We start from the raw sequence: 24,026 nt of genomic DNA, 5'->3' as shown, positions 1-24,026 counted from the left end.
GTAGGCCGGGTAAGGCGAAGCCGCCACCCGGCGAAACAACGCACCACACTCAGACCATTCCTGACAGTCTTCCATATTTCCTCCATTTTTCCGCTGTGTTACCTGACTAAACTAGTATCATTCCCCGAAAGTGTTTCAGGACGAGAACGTATAACGATGAAAGGCAGTAACAAATCCCGCTGGGCAATCGCCGTTGGTCTGATTGTGGTGGTCCTGGCCGCCGCCTGGTACTGGCACAGCCAGTCCGCGAACTCCACGGCACCTGCTGGCGCCAATAGCCCCTCACAACGTCCAACGGGCGGCGGGCGCCACGGTATGCGCGGCGCGGCGCTGGCACCGGTGCAGGCGGCAACGGCGGTGAATAAAGCGGTGCCTCGTTATCTCTCCGGGCTGGGAACCATCACCGCCGCCAACACCGTGACGGTACGTAGCCGCGTGGATGGTCAGCTGATGGCCATCCACTTCCAGGAAGGCCAGCAGGTGAAAGCCGGCGATCTGCTGGCGGAAATCGACCCAAGCCAGTTTAAGGTGGCCCTGGCGCAGGCGCAGGGGCAGCTCGCGAAAGACAAAGCCACCCTCGCCAATGCCCGCCGCGATTTAGCCCGCTATCAGCAGCTGGTAAAAACCAACCTCGTGTCGCGCCAGGAGCTGGATACCCAGCAGTCTCTGGTCAGTGAATCTCAGGGCACCATCAAGGCCGACGAAGCCGCGGTCGCCAGCGCCCAGCTCCAGCTCGACTGGAGCCGGATCACCGCGCCGATTGACGGCCGCGTGGGCCTGAAACAGGTTGATATCGGCAACCAAATCTCCAGCGGCGACACCACGGGCATCGTGGTGATCACCCAGACGCACCCTATCGATCTCGTCTTTACCCTGCCGGAAAGCGACATTGCGACGGTGATACAGGCGCAGAAGGCCGGAAAAGCGCTGGTGGTTGAAGCCTGGGATCGCACCAACAAGCAGAAGCTGAGCGAAGGTTCGCTGTTGAGCCTGGATAACCAGATCGATACCACCACCGGCACCATCAAGCTTAAAGCACGCTTCAACAATCAGGACGATGCCCTGTTCCCGAATCAGTTCGTCAATGCGCGAATGCTGGTCGCGACAGAAGAAAACGCCGTGGTGATCCCGACGGCGGCCCTGCAAATGGGCAGTGAAGGCAACTTTGTCTGGGTGCTGAACAGCGAAAACAAGGTCAGCAAACATCTGGTGAAAACCGGGATCCAGGACAGTCAGACGGTGGTGATCAGTGCCGGGCTGTCCGCTGGCGACCGCGTCGTAACCGACGGTATTGACCGTCTGACCGAAGGGGCGCAGGTCGAGGTGGTGGAAGCGCAGAATACAGGAGCAAAAGCCTGATGCAGGTGATGCCGCCGAGCTCTACAGGTGGGCCATCACGCCTGTTTATCTTACGTCCGGTTGCGACGACCCTGTTGATGGTGGCGATCCTGCTGGCCGGGATCATTGGCTACCGTTTTCTGCCCGTGTCGGCGCTGCCGGAAGTGGACTACCCGACCATTCAGGTTGTCACCCTCTATCCGGGCGCCAGTCCGGATGTGGTGACGTCCGCCATCACCGCCCCGCTGGAGCGCCAGTTCGGCCAGATGTCTGGCCTGAAGCAGATGTCCTCCCAGAGCTCCGGCGGCGCCTCGGTCGTCACGCTTCAGTTCCAGCTCACGCTGTCGCTGGACGTCGCCGAGCAGGAGGTGCAGGCCGCGATTAACGCTGCCACTAACCTGCTGCCGTCTGACCTGCCGAATCCACCGGTTTACAGCAAGGTCAACCCGGCAGACCCGCCGATCATGACCCTTGCCGTCACCTCCTCGGCCATGCCGATGACGCAGGTGGAAGACATGGTTGAAACCCGCGTGGCGCAGAAGATTTCGCAGGTGACCGGCGTGGGACTGGTGACGCTGGCGGGCGGTCAACGCCCCGCTGTGCGCGTTAAGCTCAATGCCCAGGCCATTGCCGCGCTGGGGTTAACCAGCGAAACCATTCGCACCGCCATCAGCAGCGCCAACGTTAACTCAGCGAAGGGCTCGCTCGACGGCCCAACCCGTGCGGTTACGCTCTCCGCCAACGACCAGATGCAGTCCGCCGATGAGTACCGTCAGCTGATTGTGGCCTATCAAAACGGCGCGCCGATCCGCCTCGGCGACGTGGCAACCGTCGAACAAGGCGCGGAAAACAGCTGGCTCGGGGCGTGGGCCAATAAGCAGCAGGCGATTGTCATGAACGTTCAGCGCCAGCCGGGCGCGAACATTATTGATACCGCCGACAGCATTCGCACCATGCTGCCGCAGCTGGTGGAAAGCCTGCCAAAATCGGTGAGCGTGAAAGTGCTTTCTGACCGCACCACAAATATTCGCGCCTCGGTGTCAGACACCCAGTTCGAGCTGATGCTGGCGATTGCGCTGGTTGTGATGATCATCTACCTGTTCCTGCGCAACGTTCCGGCAACCATCATTCCCGCCGTCGCCGTGCCGCTCTCGCTGGTCGGGACGTTTGCGGTGATGGTGTTCCTCGACTTTTCGATTAATAACCTGACGCTGATGGCGCTCACCATCGCCACCGGGTTCGTGGTGGACGATGCCATCGTGGTCATCGAGAACATCTCGCGCTATATCGAAAAAGGTGAAAAGCCCTTAGCCGCCGCGCTGAAGGGCGCAGGAGAAATTGGCTTTACCATCATCTCGCTCACCTTCTCGCTGATTGCGGTGCTGATCCCGCTGCTGTTTATGGGCGATATCGTCGGGCGGCTGTTCCGCGAGTTTGCCGTGACGCTGGCGGTCGCCATTCTGATCTCTGCCGTGGTGTCGCTGACGCTAACGCCGATGATGTGCGCCCGCATGCTGAGCCACGAATCTTTGCGCAAGCAAAACCGCTTCTCGCGCGCCTCCGAGCGGATGTTCGAGCGCATTATCGCCGCCTACGGCCGCGTGCTGGCGAAAGTCCTGAACCATCCCTGGGCGACGCTCGGCGTGGCGCTCGGCACCCTGGCGCTCAGCGTGATGCTGTGGATTTTCATTCCGAAAGGCTTCTTCCCGATTCAGGACAACGGCATTATTCAGGGCACGCTTCAGGCGCCGCAGACGGTCTCCTTCGCCAACATGGCGCAGCGCCAGCAGCAGGTGTCTGAGATCATCATGAAAGATCCGGCGGTGGAAAGCCTGACTGCCTACGTGGGCGTGGACGGCACCAACCCGTCGCTCAACAGCGCGCGCCTGCAAATTAACCTTAAACCGCTCGATGACCGCGACGATCGCGTCAACGCGGTAATTGAGCGACTGCAAAGCGCGGTGGCGCGCGTGCCGGGCATTGAGCTGTATCTGCAACCGATCCAGGATTTAACCATTGATACGCAGGTGAGCCGCACGCAGTACCAGTTTACGCTCCAGGCCACCTCGCTTGATGCACTCAGCACCTGGGTGCCGCAGCTGGTGGATAAGCTGAAAGCACTGCCGCAGGTTTCTGACGTCAGCAGCGACTGGCAGGATAAAGGGCTGGCGGCGTACGTGAACGTCAACCGCGACACTGCCAGCCGTCTGGGCATTACCATGTCCGACGTGGATAACGCCCTGTATAACGCCTTTGGTCAGCGACTGATCTCCACCATTTACACCCAGGCCAACCAGTATCGCGTGGTGCTGGAACATAACACCGAGAACACGCCCGGGCTTGCCGCGCTGGACTCGATACGCCTGACCAGCAAAGACGGCGGGATTGTGCCGCTCAGCGCCATTGCCAGCGTGGAAGAGCGCCACACCCCGCTGTCGATTAACCATCTCGATCAGTTCCCGTCCACCACCATTTCGTTCAACGTGCCGGATGGGTATTCGCTGGGCGAAGCGGTGGAGGCCATTCTGGGCGCGGAGAAAGAACTCAGCTTCCCGTCCGATATTCAGACCCAGTTCCAGGGCAGTACGCTGGCGTTCCAGGCCGCGCTGGGCAGCACCGTCTGGCTGATTGTCGCGGCGGTGGTGGCGATGTATATCGTGCTTGGCGTGCTGTATGAGAGTTTCATCCACCCGATCACCATCCTCTCCACCCTGCCGACGGCGGGCGTGGGGGCGCTGCTGGCGCTGATGCTGGCGGGGAGCGAACTGGACGTGATTGCGATAATTGGCATCATCCTGCTTATCGGCATCGTGAAGAAAAACGCCATCATGATGATCGACTTTGCGTTGGCCGCCGAGCGCGAGCAGGGTATGGCGCCGCGCGAGGCCATTTACCAGGCCTGTCTGCTGCGTTTTCGCCCGATCCTGATGACCACCCTCGCCGCCCTGCTGGGCGCGCTGCCGCTGATGCTGAGCACCGGCGTGGGGGCCGAACTGCGCCGTCCGCTGGGCATCGGCATGGTCGGCGGTCTGCTGGTGAGCCAGGTGCTGACACTGTTTACCACGCCGGTTATCTACCTGCTGTTTGACCGTCTGGCCCTGTGGACGAAAAGCCGCTTCCCGAAACGTGAAGAGGAGGCGTAAGTGAAGTTTTTCGCCCTCTTCATTTACCGTCCTGTGGCGACGATTTTACTCTCCGTCGCTATCACCCTGTGCGGCGTGCTCGGCTTCCGGCTGCTGCCGGTGGCCCCGCTGCCGCAGGTCGATTTCCCGGTGATCATGGTCAGCGCCTCGCTGCCGGGTGCTTCGCCGGAAACCATGGCCTCATCGGTGGCGACGCCGCTTGAGCGATCGCTTGGGCGAATTGCCGGGGTTAACGAGATGACCTCCAGCAGTTCGCTGGGCAGCACGCGCATCATTCTGGAATTTAACTTCGACCGGGATATCAACGGTGCGGCGCGCGACGTGCAGGCCGCGATTAACGCCGCCCAAAGCCTGCTGCCGAGCGGCATGCCGAGCCGTCCAACCTACCGCAAGGCCAACCCGTCCGATGCGCCGATCATGATCCTGACGCTTACGTCAGAGACCTACTCCCAGGGCGAGCTGTACGATTTTGCCTCCACCCAGCTGGCGCAAACCATCGCCCAGATTGACGGCGTGGGTGACGTGGATGTCGGCGGCAGCTCCTTGCCCGCCGTGCGCGTGGGGCTGAATCCGCAGGCGCTGTTTAATCAGGGCGTGTCGCTGGACGACGTACGATCCGCTATCAGCAACGCCAACGTGCGTAAGCCGCAGGGTGCGATTGAGGACAGCAGCCACCGCTGGCAGATCCAGACCAACGACGAGCTGAAAACCGCCGCCGAGTATCAGCCGTTGATTATTCACTACAACAACGGCGCGGCGGTGCGCCTGAGCGACGTCGCCAGCGTCACCGATTCGGTGCAGGACGTGCGTAACGCCGGGATGACCAATGCCAAACCGGCGATTTTGCTGATGATCCGCAAGCTGCCGGAAGCCAACATCATTCAGACGGTGAACAGCATCCGCGCGCGGCTGCCGGAGCTTCAGGAAACCATTCCGGCGGCCATCGATCTACAGATTGCGCAGGACCGTTCCCCCACCATCCGCGCCTCGCTTGAAGAGGTAGAGCAAACGCTGATCATCTCCGTCGCGCTGGTAATTCTGGTGGTGTTCCTGTTCCTGCGCTCGGGGCGCGCCACGCTGATCCCGGCGGTAGCGGTCCCGGTATCGCTGATAGGCACCTTTGCCGCCATGTACCTGTGCGGGTTTAGCCTTAACAACCTGTCGCTGATGGCGCTGACGATTGCCACCGGGTTTGTGGTGGATGATGCCATCGTGGTGCTGGAGAATATCTCGCGTCATCTGGAAGCGGGCATGAAGCCGCTCCAGGCGGCGCTTCAGGGGACGCGCGAAGTGGGCTTCACGGTCCTGTCCATGAGCCTGTCGCTGGTGGCGGTGTTCCTGCCGCTGCTGCTGATGGGCGGCCTGCCGGGGCGACTGCTGCGCGAATTTGCCGTCACGCTCTCCGTCGCCATTGGTATCTCACTGGTGATTTCGCTGACGCTAACGCCGATGATGTGCGGCTGGATGCTAAAGCGCAGCCAACCACACTCACAGCCGCGCAGGAAAGGCTTTGGCCACGTCCTGATGGCGATGCAGTCCGGCTACGGCAAATCGCTGAAATGGGTGCTGAACCACACGCGTATTGTCGGGCTGGTGCTTATCGCCACCATCGGGCTCAACGTCTGGATGTATATCACCATCCCGAAAACCTTCTTCCCGGAGCAGGATACCGGCGTGCTGATGGGCGGTATTCAGGCAGACCAGAGCATTTCGTTCCAGGCGATGCGCGGCAAGCTTCAGGACTTTATGAAAATCATCCGGGAAGATCCGGCCGTAGACAACGTTACCGGCTTTACCGGCGGCTCGCGCGTTAACAGCGGGATGATGTTTATTACCCTTAAGCCGCGCGGTGAACGTCACGAAACGGCGCAGCAGATCATTGACCGCTTGCGGGTGAAGCTCGCCAAAGAGCCGGGGGCGAACCTGTTTTTGATGGCCGTTCAGGATATCCGCGTCGGCGGACGACAGGCTAACGCCAGCTATCAGTACACCCTGCTCTCGGATGACTTAGCCGCCCTGCGCGAGTGGGAGCCGAAGATCCGTAAAGCGCTGGCCGCGCTGCCGCAGCTGGCGGACGTGAACTCCGACAGCCAGAACAACGGCGCGGAGATGGCGCTCACTTACGATCGTGAAACTATGGCCCGCCTGGGCATTAACGTGGAGGCGGCCAACAGCCTGCTTAACAACGCCTTCGGGCAGCGTGAAGTCTCCACCATCTATCAGCCGATGAACCAGTACAAGGTGGTAATGGAAGTCGATCCGCGCTACACCCAGGACATCAGCGCGCTGGACAAGATGTTTGTGATCAATAATGACGGCAAGGCGATCCCGCTGTCGTACTTCGCCAGCTGGCAGCCGTCGAACGCGCCGCTGTCGGTGAACCACCAGGGGCTTTCCGCCGCCTCGACCGTGTCGTTTAACCTGCCAACCGGCTCGTCGCTGTCTGAGGCCAGCGATGCCATTAACCGCGCCATGACCCAGCTTGGGGTGCCCTCCTCCGTGCGCGGCAGCTTTGCCGGTACGGCGCAGGTGTTCCAGGACACCATGAACTCGCAGGTCATTTTGATCCTGGCGGCCATTGCCACGGTGTACATCGTGCTGGGCGTGCTGTACGAAAGCTACGTGCACCCGTTGACCATTCTCTCCACGCTTCCCTCTGCGGGCGTGGGGGCGCTGCTGGCGCTGGAGCTGTTCGGTGCTCCATTCAGCCTCATCGCGCTCATTGGGATCATGCTATTAATAGGTATTGTGAAGAAAAACGCGATAATGATGGTCGACTTTGCCCTGGACGCCCAGCGCAACGGCAACCTGACGCCGGACGAGGCGATATTCCAGGCCTGTCTGCTGCGTTTTCGCCCGATCATGATGACTACGCTGGCCGCGCTGTTCGGCGCACTGCCGCTGGTCATATCCGGCGGTGACGGCTCTGAACTGCGCCAGCCGCTGGGGATCACGATCGTTGGCGGCCTGGTGATGAGCCAGCTGCTGACGCTCTACACCACGCCGGTAGTCTATCTGTTCTTTGACCGCCTGCGGCTGCGTTTTTCGCGTAAAAAGAGAACCACGGTGACCGAGTAAATGACCGACCTACCCAGTAACGTTCGCTGGCAATTGTGGATCGTCGCGTTCGGCTTCTTTATGCAGTCGCTGGACACGACCATCGTGAACACAGCCCTCCCCTCAATGGCGAAAAGTCTGGGGGAGAGCCCGCTGCACATGCATATGGTGATTGTCGCCTACGTGCTGACGGTCGCCGTGATGCTGCCCGCCAGCGGCTGGCTGGCGGATAAAGTCGGCGTGCGGAACATCTTTTTCACCGCCATTGTGCTGTTTACCACCGGGTCGCTGTTTTGCGCCCAGGCCAATACCCTCGACCAGCTGGTGATGGCGCGCGTGCTACAGGGCGTCGGCGGCGCGATGATGGTGCCCGTCGGGCGGTTAACGGTGATGAAAATTGTTCCGCGCGCGCAGTATATGGCGGCGATGACCTTCGTCACCCTGCCCGGTCAGGTCGGCCCGCTGCTGGGCCCGGCGCTGGGCGGTATTCTGGTGGAGTATGCCTCCTGGCACTGGATCTTCCTGATCAACCTGCCGGTCGGTATTATCGGCGCGATTGCCACCCTGACGCTGATGCCGAACTATAAAATGCAGACCCGGCGCTTTGATTTCTTTGGCTTCATCCTGCTGGCAGCTGGCATGGCGACGCTCACCCTGGCGCTCGACGGGCAAAAAGGGCTGGGGATCTCCTCCCTGTCGCTCGCCCTGCTGGTAGCGCTGGGTGTCACCGCCATTCTCTGGTATCTGTGGCATGCCAGAGGCAACGCTAACGCGCTGTTTAGCCTGAACCTGTTCAAGAATCCCACCTACCGTCTTGGTCTGTTCGGCAGCTTTGCCGGACGCATCGGCAGCGGCATGTTGCCGTTTATGACGCCGGTATTTTTACAGATTGGGATGGGCTTCTCGCCGTTCCATGCCGGGCTGATGATGATCCCGATGGTGCTCGGCAGCATGGGGATGAAGCGTATTGTGGTGCAGGTGGTAAACCGCTTTGGCTATCGCCGCGTGCTGGTGGCCGCCACGCTCGGGCTGGCGCTGGTTAGTCTGCTGTTTATGGCCGTGGCGCTGCTGGGCTGGTACTACATCCTGCCACTGGTGCTGTTCTGCCAGGGGATCATCAACTCTATGCGCTTCTCGTCGATGAACACCCTGACGCTGAAAGATCTGCCGGACGAACTGGCGAGCAGTGGTAACAGCCTGCTGTCGATGATCATGCAGCTCTCTATGAGCGTGGGGGTCACGGTCGCCGGATTGCTGCTCGGCATGTACGGTCAGCACCATCTCAGCGCCGACACCCCCGTCGCGCATCAGGTCTTTTTATACACTTACCTCAGCATGGCGGTAATTATCGCCCTGCCCGCTTTTATCTTTGCCAGAGTACCGAATGACACGACCAAAAACGTCGTGATCCGACGCGGCAAAAGGAGTGCACCATGAAATTCTGGCGTCCGGGGATCACCGGTAAGCTTTTTGTGGCGATTTTCGCTACCTGTATCGTCCTGCTGATTACCATGCACTGGGCGGTGCGAGTCAGCTTTGAGCGCGGCTTTATTGACTACATCAAGCACGGTAACGAACAGCGTTTACAGGGCTTAAGCGATGCGCTGGGGGAACAGTATAGCCTGCACGGTAACTGGCGTTTTCTGCGCAATAACGATCGTTTTATATTTCAAATTCTGCGCTCGCTGGAGCACGATAATGACGACGACCGCCCGGGGCCGGGCATGCCGCCGCACGGCTGGCGCACCCAGTTCTGGGTGATCGATCAGGAGATGCACGTGCTCGTTGGCCCGCGCTCGCCGGTACCGCCGGACGGTACAAAGCGCGCCATTACCTCGAACGGCGCCACGGTGGGCTGGGTTATTGCCTCGCCGGTCGAGCGGCTGACGCGCAACACCGACATCAACTTTGATCGCCAGCAGCGCCAGACCAGCTGGCTGATTGTCGCGCTTTCTACCCTGCTTGCGGCGCTCGCCACCTTCCCGCTGGCGCGTGGCCTGCTGGCGCCGGTAAAACGCCTGGTGGAAGGCACGCATAAGCTGGCGGCGGGTGATTTCTCGACCCGCGTGGACACCCGCAGTCAGGATGAACTGGGCAAGCTGGCGCAGGACTTCAACCAGCTCGCCAGCACGCTGGAGAAAAACCAGCAGATGCGCCGCGACTTTATGGCCGACATTTCGCACGAGCTGCGCACCCCACTGGCGGTGCTGCGCGGTGAGCTGGAGGCGATTCAGGACGGCTTGCGGCAGTTCACCCCCGAATCCGTGGCCTCGCTACAGGCGGAAGTCGGTACGCTGACCAAACTGGTGGACGATCTGCATCAGCTTTCCATGTCCGATGAAGGCGCCCTGGCCTACCAGAAAGCCCCAATCGACGTGATCAATATCCTTGAAGTCGTGACCGGCGCGTTCCGCGAACGCTTCGCCAGCCGTGACCTGAAAATCAACCTCTCGCTGCCTGACAGCGCGGTGGTATTCGGTGACAGAGATCGCCTGATGCAGCTGTTCAATAATCTGCTGGAGAACAGCCTCCGCTACACCGACGGCGGCGGCGGGTTGCATATCTCCGGCAAGCAGGAAAACGGGCGCTTTGCCCTGACCTTTGCGGACTCCGCCCCTGGCGTGAAGGATGCGCAGCTGGAAAAACTGTTCGAGCGCTTCTATCGCACCGAAGGTTCGCGTAACCGCGCCAGCGGGGGCTCCGGCCTTGGGCTGGCGATTTGCGTAAACATTGTGGAGGCGCATGGTGGCACCATCCGCGCCGCCCATTCGCCTTTTGGCGGGGTTAGCATTACAGTAGAGTTACCTCTGGAACGGGATTTATCGAGGGAAGCATGACCGAGTTACCGATTGACGACAACACACCGCGTATTTTGATCGTGGAAGACGAGCCTAAACTTGGGCAACTGCTGATCGACTATTTGCGCGCTGCGAGCTATGCGCCAACGCTTATCAGCCACGGCGACCAGGTGCTGCCCTACGTGCGCCAGACGCCGCCGGATCTGATCCTGCTGGATCTGATGCTGCCGGGTACTGACGGCCTGACCCTGTGCCGGGAAATTCGTCGTTTCTCCGATGTGCCCATCGTGATGGTGACGGCCAAAATCGAAGAGATCGACCGTCTGCTGGGGCTCGAAATCGGCGCCGACGATTACATCTGCAAGCCTTACAGCCCGCGGGAGGTGGTCGCTCGCGTGAAAACCATCCTCCGCCGCTGCAAGCCGCAGCGTGAATTGCAGGTGCTCGATGCGCAAAGCCCGCTGATCGTCGACGAAAGCCGCTTCCAGGCAAGCTGGCGCAGCAAACTTTTGGATCTCACCCCCGCAGAGTTTCGCCTGTTGAAAACGCTCTCCCACGAGCCGGGCAAAGTGTTTTCCCGCGAGCAGCTGCTCAACCATCTGTATGATGATTACCGCGTAGTGACCGACCGCACCATCGACAGCCACATCAAAAACCTGCGCCGCAAGCTGGAGGCGCTCGACGCCGACCAGTCGTTTATTCGCGCGGTGTACGGCGTGGGGTATCGCTGGGAAGCGGATGCGTGCAGGATTGCCTGACAACATTCTCCCCTCACCCTGCCCTCTCCCCAGGGGGGAGAGGGTGTTTTAGTCCCCTCTCCCCCCTGGGGAGAGGGTTAGGGTGAGGGGTCCGGGCTTTACCTCCCCGCCCCGCAGCGCTACAATGCCCGCCCTTAAAGTGGGGGATCTCCCCTTACCGCTGCACCTGGTGCACGCGGATCTGACCTGTCATCAGAACGAGAACAAACATGTTTAAACCGGAACTCCTTTCCCCGGCGGGAACGCTGCAAAATATGCGTTACGCTTTCGCCTATGGTGCCGACGCCGTCTACGCGGGCCAGCCGCGCTATTCGCTGCGCGTGCGTAACAACGAATTCAACCACGAGAATCTTCAGCTCGGCATCAATGAAGCGCATGCCCTGGGCAAAAAATTCTACGTGGTGGTGAACATCGCGCCGCACAACGCCAAGCTGAAAACATTCATTCGTGACCTGAAGCCGGTCGTGGAGATGGGGCCGGACGCGCTGATCATGTCGGACCCGGGTTTAATCATGCTGGTTCGGGAGAACTTCCCTGATATGGACATTCACCTCTCGGTGCAGGCTAACGCCGTCAACTGGGCAACGGTGAAATTCTGGAAGCAGATGGGGCTGACCCGCGTCATTCTGTCTCGCGAGCTGTCTCTCGAAGAGATCGAAGAGATCCGCACCCAGGTGCCGGATATGGAAATCGAAATCTTCGTCCACGGCGCGCTGTGCATGGCCTACTCCGGCCGCTGCCTGCTCTCTGGCTACATCAACAAGCGTGACCCGAACCAGGGCACCTGCACCAACGCCTGCCGCTGGGAATATAACGTTCAGGAAGGCAAAGAGGATGACATCGGTAACATCGTGCATAAACACGAGCCGATCCCGGTCACCAACGTTGAGCCAACGCTGGGTATCGGCGCGCCTACCGACAGCGTGTTTATGATCGAAGAAGCCAAACGTCCGGGTGAGTACATGACCGCCTTCGAAGACGAGCACGGCACCTACATCATGAACTCGAAGGATCTGCGCGCCATCGCGCACGTGGAGCGTTTAACCCAGATGGGCGTACACTCCCTGAAAATCGAAGGCCGCACCAAGTCCTACTACTACTGCGCTCGTACCGCGCAGGTGTATCGCAAAGCCATCGACGATGCCGCCGCCGGTAAACCGTTCGACACCAGCCTGCTGGAAAAGCTGGAAGGTCTGGCGCATCGCGGCTATACCGAAGGTTTCCTGCGTCGACATACCCACGACGACTACCAGAACTACGAGCATGGCTATTCGATTTCCGAACGCCAGCAGTTTGTAGGCGACTTCACCGGCGAGCGTAAAGGCCCGCTGGCCGCCGTCGCCGTAAAAAACAAATTCACTAAAGGCGACAGCCTGGAGCTGATGACACCGCAGGGCAACATGAACTTCCGCCTGGAGCATCTGGAAAACAAAAAAGGTGAGGCGATTGAGGTCGCACCTGGCGATGGCCATGTGGTCTGGCTGCCGGTTCCTGAAGAAGTAGAGCTGGAGTTTGCGCTGCTGATGCGCAATTTTGAAGGTGAAAATACCCGAAATCCGCACGGCAAATAGTCAATCAACGGGATTTTTTCACGCTGGGATAATTCTTAGAATCGGATCACATACCGCTTCGTTCAATACGGGTATTATCCCCCCGCTGAAAAACATAACCCATAAATGCTAGCTGTACCAGGAACCACCTCCTTAGCCTGCGTAATCTCCCTTACGCGGGCTTATTTTTTTGTTAACTCCTGAAATTTTTCCCCCTGATAAATATGGCGTTGCATTGACCCCGGAAAGGTTTGTGTCAGCATTAGGCGTATCATCTAAGCAAGTCGAACGAACAAAGGATCCTAATCACATTTTTAATGGATTTGAGAGGGATGAACACTATTCGGAACATTCCTAATTTTAAGTGTTAACAGGACCTTTACTCTTGATTTATTAACAATCAACGTTTCACACGGACGGAGAGATGAAGTGACATTCACAGGACAACTTTCAAAGGATCTTCCAGATTACGAACTCGCACGCAGTCTTGGTCTTGCCTCTGGCGGCGATATAAATTTCACAGCACTTGCAGGTCAACTGGACTGCAGCAGAAATTTTAGCCAGGCCGGGATTATCTACTCAGACGGTACACGTCAGTGGCTAGTACGGCCATCAAGAAGGATTGCGACACCAAACGAAAGCTCGGTTAGTCATGTAGTCATAACCAAAGTAAATGCCTCACAAGTTAACCCCGTTCACGCAACAACGGCTACGATTCAGTCCCCTTCCCTGGCGACTGAAATTGGTTCAACGGCAATTTCCTGCGGAGCCGCAATTCTTACTGTTGTACTTGCGGCAGGGGCCGGTATGGCTATACCTCTCACTGCAGGGTCTTCCGGTGCTATAGCCGCTGTGATTTTAGCCGGTGGTGTAGCAACTGGAATTCAATGTGCAAATGGGCTTGGCCGACTATCGTTGATTGCTATGAATCACGATGACTACGTTGCGTGGATGGACTCCCAGGAGTGGTATACAGCAACCAACACAGCCCTGGATGCGATTTCTCTTGCCGGGGCTGCTGCGGGTTTAAAAAGCGCTGCATTAACATATCGCCTTCTTAACCGTTCATCGTCTGAGAGTTTGCTCTCCTTATTACAAAAAATGAGCCGGGCCGACCGTACGCGATTAACAGAGGAGATTATTCGTATCCGCAATCCCGGCATCTCGAATTCAGGTGTAAAAGCAGCAATGAAGGCAGGCGTGTATCCCAAACGTTATCCGTCAGAAGCGTTGCAGTTGCTCTTACAGCGTGAGTTGCTGAATACCATTTCAAATTCTTCTGCCTTCGTTGGAAGTGCCATCTCAGGAAATATCAGAAATCCACAGAATGTTGCACAAACGGGTAAATACATTTTTGGTTTAATTCAGTCTTTTTCATTTACAGGAAGTTATTGACCCGTCCATGATGAAATACATTAAAGATAGCCTTGCATTAAGTGCTTTGGTTAAAAGTAAAATGGCGACCGATGATCCCAACCAGCTTGAAACATTAAAAGAACAGTTAAAAGATCGGTTCGGCGTTCCTGTGGGCGTCCATATGACAGGAATTCCTTTGGCAGTGAGCACGTTACTGGCTATTTTTTGCTACGCCATGCTGCAAGTATCCCTCTGGTTGTTGCTGTTTCGCTGGCTCGGCTTACCCGAATTTAAGGTTATGATGGGAGTATTCATTGCAGCGATTGTGTATTGTCTGGTAGTGATGAGCACGATGTTTCTGACTACACGAGGTTCTTTACCTGGATATAAACTGCATATTTTCGTCATTACGCTGACAGGCATAATGAGCATCATTTATTTCATCTGGACGGGGATTTCGCTTTTATACGGCCCTGTTGAGAACTACACACCGCAAATAACCTCTTTGCTGGGGCTGGGATGTTTCTTTCTGAACATTATGTGGATGAATTCATCGATTTTTTACCGCTCCATTGCGCTAACGCTACATAATCGGGTCTGGCGTAAGCAGCTCAAAATCGAGGCAAGGCCAATGTCACACCTCAAACGTTGACCACAATAGTCAATTGAGCGGCAGTAGTATGCATTGTAAGCGCTACGGGGTTCTTTAGTCGATTTCAAAGCCCTTACGCGGGCTTATTTTTTGCCTTTCATCCTGTTCTTACCCGCTTTTTCCCTCTCTGGGATACACTCTTTCTATAGCTAAAAAAGGGAGCAACCCGGATGGCAACCTATCCAGACAGTTTATTAATTCTTAACGGCAAGAGTGCAGGCAACGATCTGCTGCGCCAGGCGATTACCGAATTGCGTGAAGACGGAGCATGCATACACGTGCGAGTAACGTTTGAAAAAGGCGATGCGGCGCGCTACATCGACGAGGGCATCAGGTTAGGTGTTCAGACCATCATTTCCGGCGGCGGCGACGGAACGATCAACGAGATCGCCGGTGCGCTCATTGACCTCAACGACGCAGCTCGCCCGGCGATGGGGATTTTACCGCTCGGTACCGCCAACGATTTTGCCACCAGCGCCGGTATACCTGAGGATTTAGGCAAAGCACTGCAACTGGCTATCCTCGGGAAAGCGACCGCCGTCGATATTGCGCAGGTGAATGAAAGAACCTGCTTTATCAATATGGCGACCGGCGGGTTCGGCACCCGCATTACCAGCGAAACGCCGGAAAAACTGAAGGCCGCGCTGGGCGGCGTTTCGTATCTCATCCATGGTCTGATGCGCATGGACACGCTCAGGCCCGACAGCTGTGAGATCCAAGGTGAAAACTTCCACTGGCAGGGCGACGCGCTGGTGATTGGTATCGGCAACGGGCGTCAGGCAGGCGGCGGACAGCAGCTTTGCCCGGAAGCGCTGATCAACGACGGTCAATTACAGCTGCGTATTTTTACCGGCGACGGGCTGCTGCCTGCGCTGTTTACGACACTGACGCAGCCAGAGGAGAGCCCCAATATCATCGACGGCACATCCGCGTGGTTTGAGGTGATCGCCCCACACGGCATGACCTTTAATCTCGACGGAGAGCCGCTCAGCGGCGAGCGATTCCGCATTGAGGTGTTGCCCGGGGCGTTGCAGTGCCGATTGCCGCCGGACTGTCAGCTTTTGCGCTGATGTGTTGCCGGGTGGCGGCCCTCTTCCCGTATGCACTGAACAGTCCCCTCTCCCCGTTGGGGAGAGGGCTAGGGTGAGGGGAAAAGACTTAAGCGATCGTGACCTTACTGTCCAGATAGACGTCCTGAACCGCGTTGATCAGCTTCACGCCGTCGGCCATAGATTTTTTGAACGCCTTACGGCCGAGGATCAGCCCCATGCCGCCAGCGCGTTTGTTAATCACCGCCGTGCGCACCGCGTCGGTCAGATCGGTTTCACCGCCTGCCGCACCGCCGGAGTTAATCAGCCCGGCGCGGCCCATATAGCAGTTTGCAAGCTGGTAGCGCACCAGATCGATCGGGTTGTCGCTGGTCAGCTTGCTGTAGACGCGGTCGTCGGTATAGCCAAAGTTCACCGCTTTATAGCCGCCGTTATTCTCGGCCATTTTCTGCTTCACGATGTCCGCGCCGATGGTCGCCGCAAGGTGGTTTGCCTGACCGGTCAGATCCGCAGACACGTGGTAATCCACACCGTCTTTTTTGAACGAGCCGTTACGCAGATAGGCCCACAGCACGGTTACCATGCCCAGCTCGTGGGCGCGCTCGAACGCCGCGGAGATCTCTTCTATCTGACGACGCGACTGTTCAGAACCGAAATAGATGGTTGCCCCGACCGCCACAGCACCCATATTGAACGCCTGCTCGACGCTGGCGTAGAGCGTCTGGTCGTATTCGGTTGGGTAGCTCAGGGTTTCGTTGTGGTTCAGCTTAACGAGGAACGGAATGCGGTGGGCATAGCGACGCGACACGGAGGCCAGCACGCCGTAGGTGGAGGCCACGCAGTTACAGCCCGCCTCAATCGCCAGCTCGACGATATTTTTCGGATCAAAATAGAGCGGGTTCGCGGCAAACGATGCCCCCGCAGAGTGTTCAACGCCCTGGTCAACGGGCAGAATAGAGAGGTACCCGGTTCCGCCCAGGCGGCCGGTATTATAAAGCGTCTGCATGTTTCGCAGTACGGCAGGAGGACGGTTGTTGTCGACCATGACGCGGTCTACGTAATCATGGCCAGGCAGATAAAGCTGGTCGGCTGGAATGGTCATACAACGATGCTGTAAAAGGCTGTCGGCGTCTTTGCCAAGCAGCTGCGCAATATCAGTCATAGTGATGCTCCCGTATGTCCGACATGATGTCGGAGCGTGTGATCCAAGCCCACGTTTTTGCAGGCAGACTAAGCCTGGTACCGACTTAACCTATTTTCCACCATTTGCAACTTTTTTAAGCACAATCTGCTGGCTCGTTTCATGTACAACATTTTTGTTACACTGATCAAACAATCGCCTTAAAGGTATTTAAAAGGTATTATCACATGGTATGTTACATGCGTACCTCTGACATGCAGGATTAAAAAATGAAAACGAAAGTCCAACTGTCATTCATGATGTTTGTTGAATGGTTTATCTGGGGCGCGTGGTTTGTGCCGCTGTGGCTGTGGCTAAGCAAGAGCGGGTTTACCGCCGGGGAAATTGGCTGGTCCTATGCCTGTACCGCTATTGCCGCGATCCTCTCTCCCATCCTGGTCGGCTCGCTGACGGACCGTTTCTTCGCCGCCCAGAAAGTGCTGGCCGTGCTGATGTTCGCTGGCGCGATTCTGATGTATTTCGCAGCACAGCAAACCCAGTTCAGCACCTTCTTCCCGCTGCTGCTGGCCTACTCCCTGACCTATATGCCGACCATCGCGCTGACGAACAGCATCGCTTTTGCGAACGTCGATGACGTGGAGGCTGATTTCCCGCGCATCCGCGTGATGGGCACCATCGGCTGGATTGCATCCGGCCTGGCGTGCGGCTTCCTGCCGCAGATGATGGGCTATAGCGACATCTCTGACACCAATATCCCGCTGCTGATGACCGCTGCCAGCTCCCTTCTGCTCGGCGTCTTCGCACTTTTCCTGCCGAATACCCCGCCGAAGAGCACCGGCAAGCTGGATATCAAAGTGATGCTGGGGCTGGATGCGCTGATCCTGCTGCGCGATAAAAACTTCCTGGTGTTCTTCTTCTGCTCATTCCTGTTCGCCATGCCGCTGGCTTTCTACTACATCTTTGCCAACGGCTATCTCACCGAAGTGGGGATGAAAAACGCCACCGGCTGGATGACCCTCGGCCAGTTCTCTGAAATCTTCTTCATGCTCGCTCTGCCGTTCTTTACCAAACGCTTTGGTATTAAGAAGGTCTTGCTGCTGGGCCTGATCACCGCCGCCATTCGCTACGGCTTCTTTGTTTACGGCGGTGCCGAACAATACTTCACCTACGCCCTGCTGTTCCTCGGCATTCTGCTGCACGGCGTAAGCTATGACTTCTATTACGTCACCGCGTACATCTACGTGGATAAAAAAGCGCCCGTGCATATGCGCAACGCGGCGCAGGGCTTGATCACGCTGTGCTGTCAGGGCTTTGGTAGCCTGCTGGGTTACCGTCTCGGCGGCGTGATGATGGAAAAAATGTTCGCCTATAAAGAGCCGGTGAATGGGCTGACCTTCAACTGGGCCGGAATGTGGACGTTTGGTGCAATCATGATTGTAGTGATTGCCGTGCTGTTTATGCTGTTTTTCCGCGAATCGGATAAAGAGATCACCGCAATTGAGGTGGTTGATGGCGATACCGCGCTGACACGAGGGGAAGTTAAATGAAACAAGACCGTATTCTCGGTGCTCTTTACGGGCAGGCGTTAGGGGATGCGATGGGGATGCCGTCTGAACTGTGGCCGCGCAAGCGGGTGAAAGCGCACTTCGGCTGGATCGACCGTTTCTTACCCGGCCCGGCTGAGAATAATGCCGCCTGCTACTTTAATCAGGCCGAATTTACGGATGATACGTCGATGGCGCTGTGCCTGGCCGACGCGATTATCGAATGCGACGGGGAAATTAATCCTGACGTTATCGGTAAGCATATTCTGGACTGGGCGCTGGATTTTGACGCGTTCAATAAGAATGTGCTCGGCCCGACCTCCAAAATTGCCCTGAACGCCATCCGTGACGGCAAGCCGGTGAGCGAGCTGGAAAATAACGGCGTCACCAACGGGGCGGCGATGCGCGCCTCCCCGCTGGGATGCCTGCTACCGGCCACGCGTCTGGCACATTTTGTTGAACAGGTTGCGTTAGCCTCCAGCCCGACCCATAAATCGGATCTCGCCATCGCCGGTGCGGTGGTGATCGCGTGGGCGGTTTCACGCGCTATCGACGGCGAGCGCTGGCAGAACATCGCCGATGCCCTGCCGGGTATTGCCCGTGCGGCGCAGGAGGCGAACACCACCACCTTCAGCGCATCGCTTTCCGCTCGTATTGAGCTGGCCCTGAAAACCGTGCGCGAAGCCAACGGTACGGAGTCCGCCAGCGAGCAGATCTATCAGCTTATTGGCGCGGGCACGAGCACCCTGGAGTCCGTTCCGGCGGCGATTGCGATGGTCGAACTTGCGGGCACCGATCCGAACCGCTGCGCGGTGTTATGCGCTAACCTGGGCGGTGATACGGACACTATCGGCGCGATGGCAACGGCCATCTGTGGCGCGCTGCACGGTGTACAGGCCATTGATCCGGCGCTTAAAAGCGAACTTGATGCCGTAAACCAGCTTGATTTCGGACGCTACTGCGAAAAACTACTGCACTTCCGGGAGCAAAGGGAGGGCGTATGAGTGCTTTTGCCCGCCGTCTCGAAACCCTTCACGCTACGCGCCCCGTAACGGTGCTCGGCGCGGCGGTCATCGACGTGATTGCCGACGCCTACGCCCTGCCCTGGCGCGGGTGTGATATCGAGCTGAAGCAACAGGGAGTGAATATTGGCGGCTGTGCGCTGAATATCGCCATCGCCCTCAAGCGGCTCGGCATTGCAGCGCAAAACGCGCTTCCCGTTGGCCACGGCGTGTGGGCCGATATTATCCGTAATGCCATGGCGAAGCAGGATCTGCACAGCGCCGTGGAAGCGGAAACGGGCGATAACGGCTGGTGCCTGGCGCTGGTGGAGCCTGACGGTGAACGGACCTTCATGTCGTTTAGCGGTGTGGAGAATCAGTGGCAGCAACGCTGGCTGGACGGGTTAAGCGTGCCAGAGAAAAGCCTGATCTATTTGTCCGGCTACCAGTTGGCGTCGCCCAGCGGCGAGCTGCTGACGGCCTGGGTGGAACGTCTTCAGGATGTGACGCTCTTTATCGATTTCGGTCCGCGCATCGCGGATATTCCCGACCCGCTGATGGCGCGGATTATGGTCCGTAAACCGGTTGTCTCGCTCAATCGGCAGGAGGCGGAACTTGCCGCCGAATGGCTTGGCGTGAACGTGGAACAGCTCGGCACTCAGTGGCAGCAACGGTTTGGCGCTGCGCTAATCGTACGCCATGATAAAGACGGGGCGGTCTGGTACGACGGTGACGCTTCCGGACACGTTCCGGCGTTTCCTGCTACCGTGGTCGATACCATCGGCGCCGGTGACAGCCATGCGGGAGGTACCCTTGCCGGGCTGGCTGCGGGATGGTCACTGCCAGAGTCGGTGCAGCTTGGCAATGCCGTGGCCGCCTGGGTAGTCAGCCATCGCGGTGGAGACTGCGCCCCCACGCGCGAGGCCCTACTCCTCGCACACAAAGACGTATAGGTCGCTGCGGCAGTAGCTGATGCTGTACTCAATTGGCCGCTGCTGTTGATCGAGCGCGACTTGCTTGATCACCAGCACCGGTATCTTATCGTCCATCTTGATATGCGCCTGAAACTCGCTGTCCGGCATCCGGGCGCTGACGCGGGAACGGGTGCGCTGCGGAAAGATATTCTGGCTGCGGAAGTAATCATAAAGCGAGACGCCAATGTCGTCCGGGTTGGGAATTAATCCTACCGGTACCCAGGACTCCTCTATCGATACCGCATCGTCATCCACGTAACGGATGCGCTTAAGCAAAAACACATCGCTTTCCGGCGCAAGGGAAAGATGGCGGGCGATCTCTTCCGGGCACTTCACGATGCGTTTATTGACCCACAGGGTGTTGGGCGTTTTGCCACGCAGCACCACCTGCTGAGAAAAGCCGCGCGCCTCTTTCAGCGAATATTCAAAGATATTGTTGATTTGCGTCCCGTATCCACGCGCGCGGGTAACGACGCCAGCCTCTTCCAGCGCCTGCATGGCTTTACGCACCGTAATACGCGACACTCCGGCCAGCTGGCTCAGATCGCGCTCGCCGGGCAAAATATTACCGTGCGCGAGCACACCGCTGCGCACCGCGTTCTTGACCGTTTCGGCAAATTTCAGATACAGCGGCGTGTTGTCCGGTGCGGCAATTCGTTCCTTGAGTTGAGCAATTAACCGGGTATGCGCTTGTTCCATCTCTGTTTTTCTCTGGCATGAGTTTCATGCCAGTATACGGCTTACCACCATGCATGAAAATGGTGAACCGGACCAATACCGTGACCCACTTCCAGAGAATCGGCTTTTGCCAGCGCGCCCGAGAGCCAGACCTTCGCCTCCTGCACCGTATCCGCCCATGTGGCGTGACGAGGACGCAGCGCCGCCAGCGCCGCCGAGAGCGTACAGCCCGTGCCGTGGGTGTTTTTGGTCTGGACACGTGGCGCGGTGAAACGTTGCGTGCCATCGTGGGTGAAAAGCCAGTCCGGGCTTTCTGCATCATCAAGATGGCCGCCTTTCATCAGCACCGCGCGACACCCCATCGCCAGCAGCGCATTCCCCTGCTCTTTCATCTCACGTTCGTTTTGCGCGTGTGGCGCATCCAGCAGCGCGGCGGCTTCAGGCAGGTTTGGCGTGATCAGCGCAACCTGCGGCAGCAGCTTTTTACGCAGGGTATCGACAGCCGAGGCGGAGAGCAGCGGATCGCCGCTTTTGGCCAGCATCACGGTATCAAGCACCACGTTTTTTATCTGGTAGTGTTTGAGACGTTCAGCGACCGCTTCAACAATGTCCGCCTCTGCCAGCATGCCGATCTTGGTGGTGTCGATACGTACGTCGCTGAATACCGAATCCAGCTGCGCGGCGACAAAATCCGGGTCAATGCGATACACCGACTGTACGCCGCGCGTGTTTTGCGCAACCAGCGCGGTGATAACCGAGCACCCGTATGCGCCGAGCGCAGAGAAGGTTTTCAGGTCTGCCTGGATCCCCGCTCCGCCGCTTGGATCGGTTCCCGCAATAGTCAGGGCATTAATGCGCGTCATACCTGTTCCTCCAGCGCGTAAAGCGCGTCCAGAAACGCGGAGACAAAGCTGCCGGGCCCCCGGCTTTGAGTCAGGGCAACTGACCCTGCGCGCTTCATAAAGCCGCAGGCAGCCGTCGCGTTATCAAGCCTGTCGCCAGGCAGCGAGCAGCAGGCGGCGACGACCGCCGAGAGCGCACAGCCAGTTCCTACCACGCGGGTCATCAGCAGGTCGCCGCCCGCGACCGTACGGGTTCGCTGGCCATCGGTGATGTGATCCACTTCTCCTGTGACGACCACAACGGCATGGGTCTGACGGGCGAGCGTCTGCGCAGCGGTCAACGCGCTCGCTGCCGTATCGGTGGAATCAACCCCGCGCCCGCCCGCACTCATTCCGGCAAGGGCGAGGATTTCGGAGGCGTTGCCACGAATGGCCGCAGGTTTAAGGGATAATATTTGCTGGCAAAAACGGGTGCGGAACGCCAGCGCGCCAACCGCGACGGGGTCCAGAACCCAGGGTGTGCCCGCGGCTACCGCGCTCTCAATAGCCCGACGCATCGACTGGGCGCGCGGCGCGGTGAGCGTGCCAACGTTGACGAGCAGGGCATCGGCAAGCGCGGCAAACTGTTCCGCTTCCTCGGCTTCGATCACCATTGCCGGGGAAGCACCGAGCGCGAGCAGAACGTTGGCGGTGAAGGTCTGCACGACATCGTTGGTCATACAGTGCGTGAGCGGGGAACGGGTTCGGAATTGATGTAAAACGTGTGAGTCGAGCAGGTCAGGCTGCATGGTTTCGCTCCTGCCGTGCGGAAAGAAGCGATGACCGGGTAGGCATCTGACTTCCCTACGCTGGCATTATCCAGATCAGGTGGTACGGGTATTTCTCAAATGTTCAAGCGAACACTACCCCGAGTCAAATTACTTAGAAAACAATCATTTACACACAAACAATTTGTAGGTGTTTAGTGTAACCGGGGCCGTAGGCAGGGTGCAAGATTTTTCGAATTATCACAGTATTTATCACAGCAGTTATCACACCTGGAATAGCTAAATCACATAATGAAGCACCTGAAATGTGTTAACCCGCTTGTATACCGCTTAATGATGTTGAGCGTAGGAAAGTAGGCCGCAAAGCTAAAGCATTTGCGACCGTCGAAAGCTAAAGCCTTCCCGGTCATCGCTTCTTCACGCAAGGCAGGAGCGAACACAAAAGACTAAGAGCACCGATAAGGAAAGGCAGAAAGGAATCAATGAGAGCGACGATAGGAAGCATCAGCAATGTTTTCATAAGAGGTAATGAAACGACACGTATCAATACTATAGAGTTTATTACCTGGATCTTTTGCATCTTTATCGAGGCAAATTTTATTATGCGGATCTAACCAATCTTCATACCCTTCAAGTGTTTTGATGTCGTTAGCAAAATTAGCAAAACAACACCAACGAGGGGCAACACTACAACCTTTATAGCTAGGGAAATCTAAGTGATACTTTTCACTATAACAACGTGTAAGCATATGTACCCATAAACTATAGATTCTTGTAAGTTTTCCATTAATCGTAGTTGGTACACCCACTCCTATAAAACCAACCTCACAAACCGAGATTGCATAGGGATCTTTTACTTGTCCTGATTTTAAATTTCTTGCTCTAACCTTTGTAATGAAACCTGTATTATCAAATTTGATAGTTACGCTATCTTTGTTTGTATAATCAATGACAGTACAAAACCCACAATTGTTAGTAATGAATACATCACCAATAGTGATAGATGATTTTGGCATAATATTTACTTCCTTGTTTATCAGGCGGTATAAACAAAAACCTCCTAAATGATTAGATGATTCCCCGCCTGGAAATCTTCCTTTCATATTAGGAGGTTTCGTTATTTTATCACTAACGTGATCACAAACATGTTTTGAGAAGCTTAATTCTCGAATAAAAAAAGTTGGCAAATATTCTAATAATAAACACCAACTTAAAAACAATCAGACATTCCGGTTGTCAATAATTGTTTTTTGTTCCTGAAATTACTTATCCATCCATACATAAATAACAGGGAGCTTCGCAAGCGCTTACGATTACTTTGTATAAATATATATGGATGATTAAATAATTTCGCAAGCTGAACGCAAGCTTAATATTC

Annotated in this window: 18 protein-coding genes and 1 riboswitch; of the genes, 13 read left to right on the top strand and 5 right to left on the bottom strand. The window is 57.1% G+C overall.

The genetic code is table 11. From position 1 onward, the window contains the following. Positions 1-156: 156 nt before the first annotated feature. The 10 genes from C3451_RS09655 (at position 157) to yegS (ending at position 15,722) form a co-directional block, all read left to right on the top strand. Positions 157-1,359 (top strand): MdtA/MuxA family multidrug efflux RND transporter periplasmic adaptor subunit, encoded by a 1,203-nt coding sequence (locus C3451_RS09655; protein WP_032623941.1) that lies wholly within the window; start codon positions 157-159, stop codon positions 1,357-1,359. Next, on the top strand, positions 1,359-4,481 hold the full coding sequence (locus C3451_RS09650; RefSeq protein ID WP_023300557.1) for an MdtB/MuxB family multidrug efflux RND transporter permease subunit: 3,123 nt from the start codon (positions 1,359-1,361) through the stop codon (positions 4,479-4,481). The genes C3451_RS09655 and C3451_RS09650 overlap by 1 nt, the downstream gene beginning before the upstream one ends. Beyond that, the gene (gene mdtC / locus C3451_RS09645) at positions 4,482-7,559 is read left to right on the top strand and encodes a multidrug efflux RND transporter permease subunit MdtC (protein WP_045621311.1); all 3,078 of its coding nucleotides are present in this window, start codon (positions 4,482-4,484) and stop codon (positions 7,557-7,559) included. Further along, positions 7,560-8,975: an MFS transporter gene (locus C3451_RS09640; protein ID WP_045621313.1), complete on the top strand. Its 1,416-nt coding sequence runs from the start codon at positions 7,560-7,562 to the stop codon at positions 8,973-8,975. It begins immediately after the preceding gene. Beyond that, entirely contained in the window at positions 8,972-10,375 is a 1,404-nt protein-coding gene (gene baeS, locus C3451_RS09635; RefSeq protein WP_023306582.1) for a two-component system sensor histidine kinase BaeS, read from the top strand. The genes C3451_RS09640 and baeS overlap by 4 nt, the downstream gene beginning before the upstream one ends. After that, the gene (baeR, locus tag C3451_RS09630; protein ID WP_015572364.1) at positions 10,372-11,094 is read left to right on the top strand and encodes a two-component system response regulator BaeR; all 723 of its coding nucleotides are present in this window, start codon (positions 10,372-10,374) and stop codon (positions 11,092-11,094) included. Before baeS ends, baeR begins: the two co-directional genes overlap by 4 nt. A 209-nt stretch (positions 11,095-11,303) precedes the next feature. Then, positions 11,304-12,665, top strand: coding sequence for a tRNA 5-hydroxyuridine modification protein YegQ (gene yegQ / locus C3451_RS09625; protein WP_045623560.1), 1,362 nt, complete (start codon positions 11,304-11,306; stop codon positions 12,663-12,665). A gap of 408 nt (positions 12,666-13,073) precedes the next feature. Beyond that, positions 13,074-14,039, top strand: a complete 966-nt coding sequence (locus tag C3451_RS24320) for a hypothetical protein (protein WP_023300559.1) — start codon at positions 13,074-13,076, stop codon at positions 14,037-14,039. A gap of 7 nt (positions 14,040-14,046) precedes the next feature. Then, positions 14,047-14,652, top strand: coding sequence for a hypothetical protein (locus C3451_RS09615; protein ID WP_052952381.1), 606 nt, complete (start codon positions 14,047-14,049; stop codon positions 14,650-14,652). Between the two features lie 170 nt (positions 14,653-14,822). Next, a complete protein-coding gene (gene yegS, locus C3451_RS09610; RefSeq protein WP_045622991.1) occupies positions 14,823-15,722 on the top strand; it encodes a lipid kinase YegS in 900 nt (299 codons plus the stop codon). A gap of 88 nt (positions 15,723-15,810) precedes the next feature. Here the strand turns inward: yegS and fbaB are convergent, their stop codons facing one another. Continuing rightward, on the bottom strand, positions 15,811-16,863 hold the full coding sequence (fbaB, locus tag C3451_RS09605) for a class I fructose-bisphosphate aldolase (protein WP_022648654.1): 1,053 nt from the start codon (positions 16,861-16,863) through the stop codon (positions 15,811-15,813). Positions 16,864-17,111: 248 nt separating this feature from the next. Here fbaB and C3451_RS09600 point away from each other — a divergent pair, with 248 nt between their 5' ends. From C3451_RS09600 to C3451_RS09590, 3 genes are read left to right on the top strand one after another with little or no spacing between them, the layout of a single operon-like run. Next, positions 17,112-18,389: a nucleoside permease gene (locus C3451_RS09600; protein ID WP_022648655.1), complete on the top strand. Its 1,278-nt coding sequence runs from the start codon at positions 17,112-17,114 to the stop codon at positions 18,387-18,389. After that, complete coding sequence (locus tag C3451_RS09595) at positions 18,386-19,390, top strand: ADP-ribosylglycohydrolase family protein (RefSeq protein WP_023300562.1); 1,005 nt, start codon at positions 18,386-18,388, stop codon at positions 19,388-19,390. The genes C3451_RS09600 and C3451_RS09595 overlap by 4 nt, the downstream gene beginning before the upstream one ends. Further along, positions 19,387-20,340 carry a PfkB family carbohydrate kinase gene (locus tag C3451_RS09590; protein ID WP_045622993.1) on the top strand — a complete coding sequence of 318 codons (954 nt, stop codon included), beginning with the start codon at positions 19,387-19,389 and terminating at the stop codon, positions 20,338-20,340. The genes C3451_RS09595 and C3451_RS09590 overlap by 4 nt, the downstream gene beginning before the upstream one ends. On the opposite strand, the gene C3451_RS09585 is transcribed toward C3451_RS09590, so the two are convergent. The 4 genes from C3451_RS09585 to C3451_RS09570 form a co-directional block, all read right to left on the bottom strand. Beyond that, positions 20,314-21,060 (bottom strand): GntR family transcriptional regulator, encoded by a 747-nt coding sequence (locus C3451_RS09585; protein ID WP_022648658.1) that lies wholly within the window; start codon positions 21,058-21,060, stop codon positions 20,314-20,316. The genes C3451_RS09590 and C3451_RS09585 overlap by 27 nt on opposite strands. Positions 21,061-21,101: 41 nt before the next feature. Continuing rightward, entirely contained in the window at positions 21,102-21,902 is an 801-nt protein-coding gene (thiD, locus tag C3451_RS09580) for a bifunctional hydroxymethylpyrimidine kinase/phosphomethylpyrimidine kinase (RefSeq protein WP_023300565.1), read from the bottom strand. Beyond that, positions 21,899-22,669, bottom strand: coding sequence for a hydroxyethylthiazole kinase (gene thiM / locus C3451_RS09575; protein ID WP_045622994.1), 771 nt, complete (start codon positions 22,667-22,669; stop codon positions 21,899-21,901). Before thiM ends, thiD begins: the two co-directional genes overlap by 4 nt. Positions 22,670-22,704: 35 nt before the next feature. Next, positions 22,705-22,801, bottom strand: a riboswitch (TPP riboswitch). A 326-nt stretch (positions 22,802-23,127) separates the two neighbouring features. Further along, positions 23,128-23,868, bottom strand: coding sequence for a hypothetical protein (locus tag C3451_RS09570; protein ID WP_124304299.1), 741 nt, complete (start codon positions 23,866-23,868; stop codon positions 23,128-23,130). Positions 23,869-24,026: the final 158 nt, after the last annotated feature.

The organism is Enterobacter sp. 301B (genome assembly GCF_003850715.1).
Taxonomy (GTDB): domain Bacteria; phylum Pseudomonadota; class Gammaproteobacteria; order Enterobacterales; family Enterobacteriaceae; genus Enterobacter; species Enterobacter intestinihominis.
Note: the sequence above shows the minus strand (reverse complement) of the source record. Positions and strands in the feature narration are given on the sequence as shown.

Excerpts from the sequence above, each read along its gene's own strand:
- C3451_RS09640 (WP_045621313.1), top strand. The coding sequence starts at position 7,560 with ATGACCGACCTACCCAGTAACGTTCGCTGGCAATTGTGGATCGTCGCG.
- C3451_RS09650 (WP_023300557.1), top strand. The coding sequence starts at position 1,359 with ATGCAGGTGATGCCGCCGAGCTCTACAGGTGGGCCATCACGCCTGTTT.
- C3451_RS09600 (WP_022648655.1), top strand. The coding sequence starts at position 17,112 with ATGAAAACGAAAGTCCAACTGTCATTCATGATGTTTGTTGAATGGTTT.
- C3451_RS09585 (WP_022648658.1), bottom strand. The coding sequence starts at position 21,060 with ATGGAACAAGCGCATACCCGGTTAATTGCTCAACTCAAGGAACGAATT.
- C3451_RS09595 (WP_023300562.1), top strand. The coding sequence starts at position 18,386 with ATGAAACAAGACCGTATTCTCGGTGCTCTTTACGGGCAGGCGTTAGGG.
- thiM (WP_045622994.1), bottom strand. The coding sequence starts at position 22,669 with ATGCAGCCTGACCTGCTCGACTCACACGTTTTACATCAATTCCGAACC.
- fbaB (WP_022648654.1), bottom strand. The coding sequence starts at position 16,863 with ATGACTGATATTGCGCAGCTGCTTGGCAAAGACGCCGACAGCCTTTTA.
- baeS (WP_023306582.1), top strand. The coding sequence starts at position 8,972 with ATGAAATTCTGGCGTCCGGGGATCACCGGTAAGCTTTTTGTGGCGATT.
- thiD (WP_023300565.1), bottom strand. The coding sequence starts at position 21,902 with ATGACGCGCATTAATGCCCTGACTATTGCGGGAACCGATCCAAGCGGC.
- C3451_RS09655 (WP_032623941.1), top strand. The coding sequence starts at position 157 with ATGAAAGGCAGTAACAAATCCCGCTGGGCAATCGCCGTTGGTCTGATT.
- C3451_RS09590 (WP_045622993.1), top strand. The coding sequence starts at position 19,387 with ATGAGTGCTTTTGCCCGCCGTCTCGAAACCCTTCACGCTACGCGCCCC.
- C3451_RS09615 (WP_052952381.1), top strand. The coding sequence starts at position 14,047 with ATGATGAAATACATTAAAGATAGCCTTGCATTAAGTGCTTTGGTTAAA.
- yegS (WP_045622991.1), top strand. The coding sequence starts at position 14,823 with ATGGCAACCTATCCAGACAGTTTATTAATTCTTAACGGCAAGAGTGCA.
- yegQ (WP_045623560.1), top strand. The coding sequence starts at position 11,304 with ATGTTTAAACCGGAACTCCTTTCCCCGGCGGGAACGCTGCAAAATATG.
- baeR (WP_015572364.1), top strand. The coding sequence starts at position 10,372 with ATGACCGAGTTACCGATTGACGACAACACACCGCGTATTTTGATCGTG.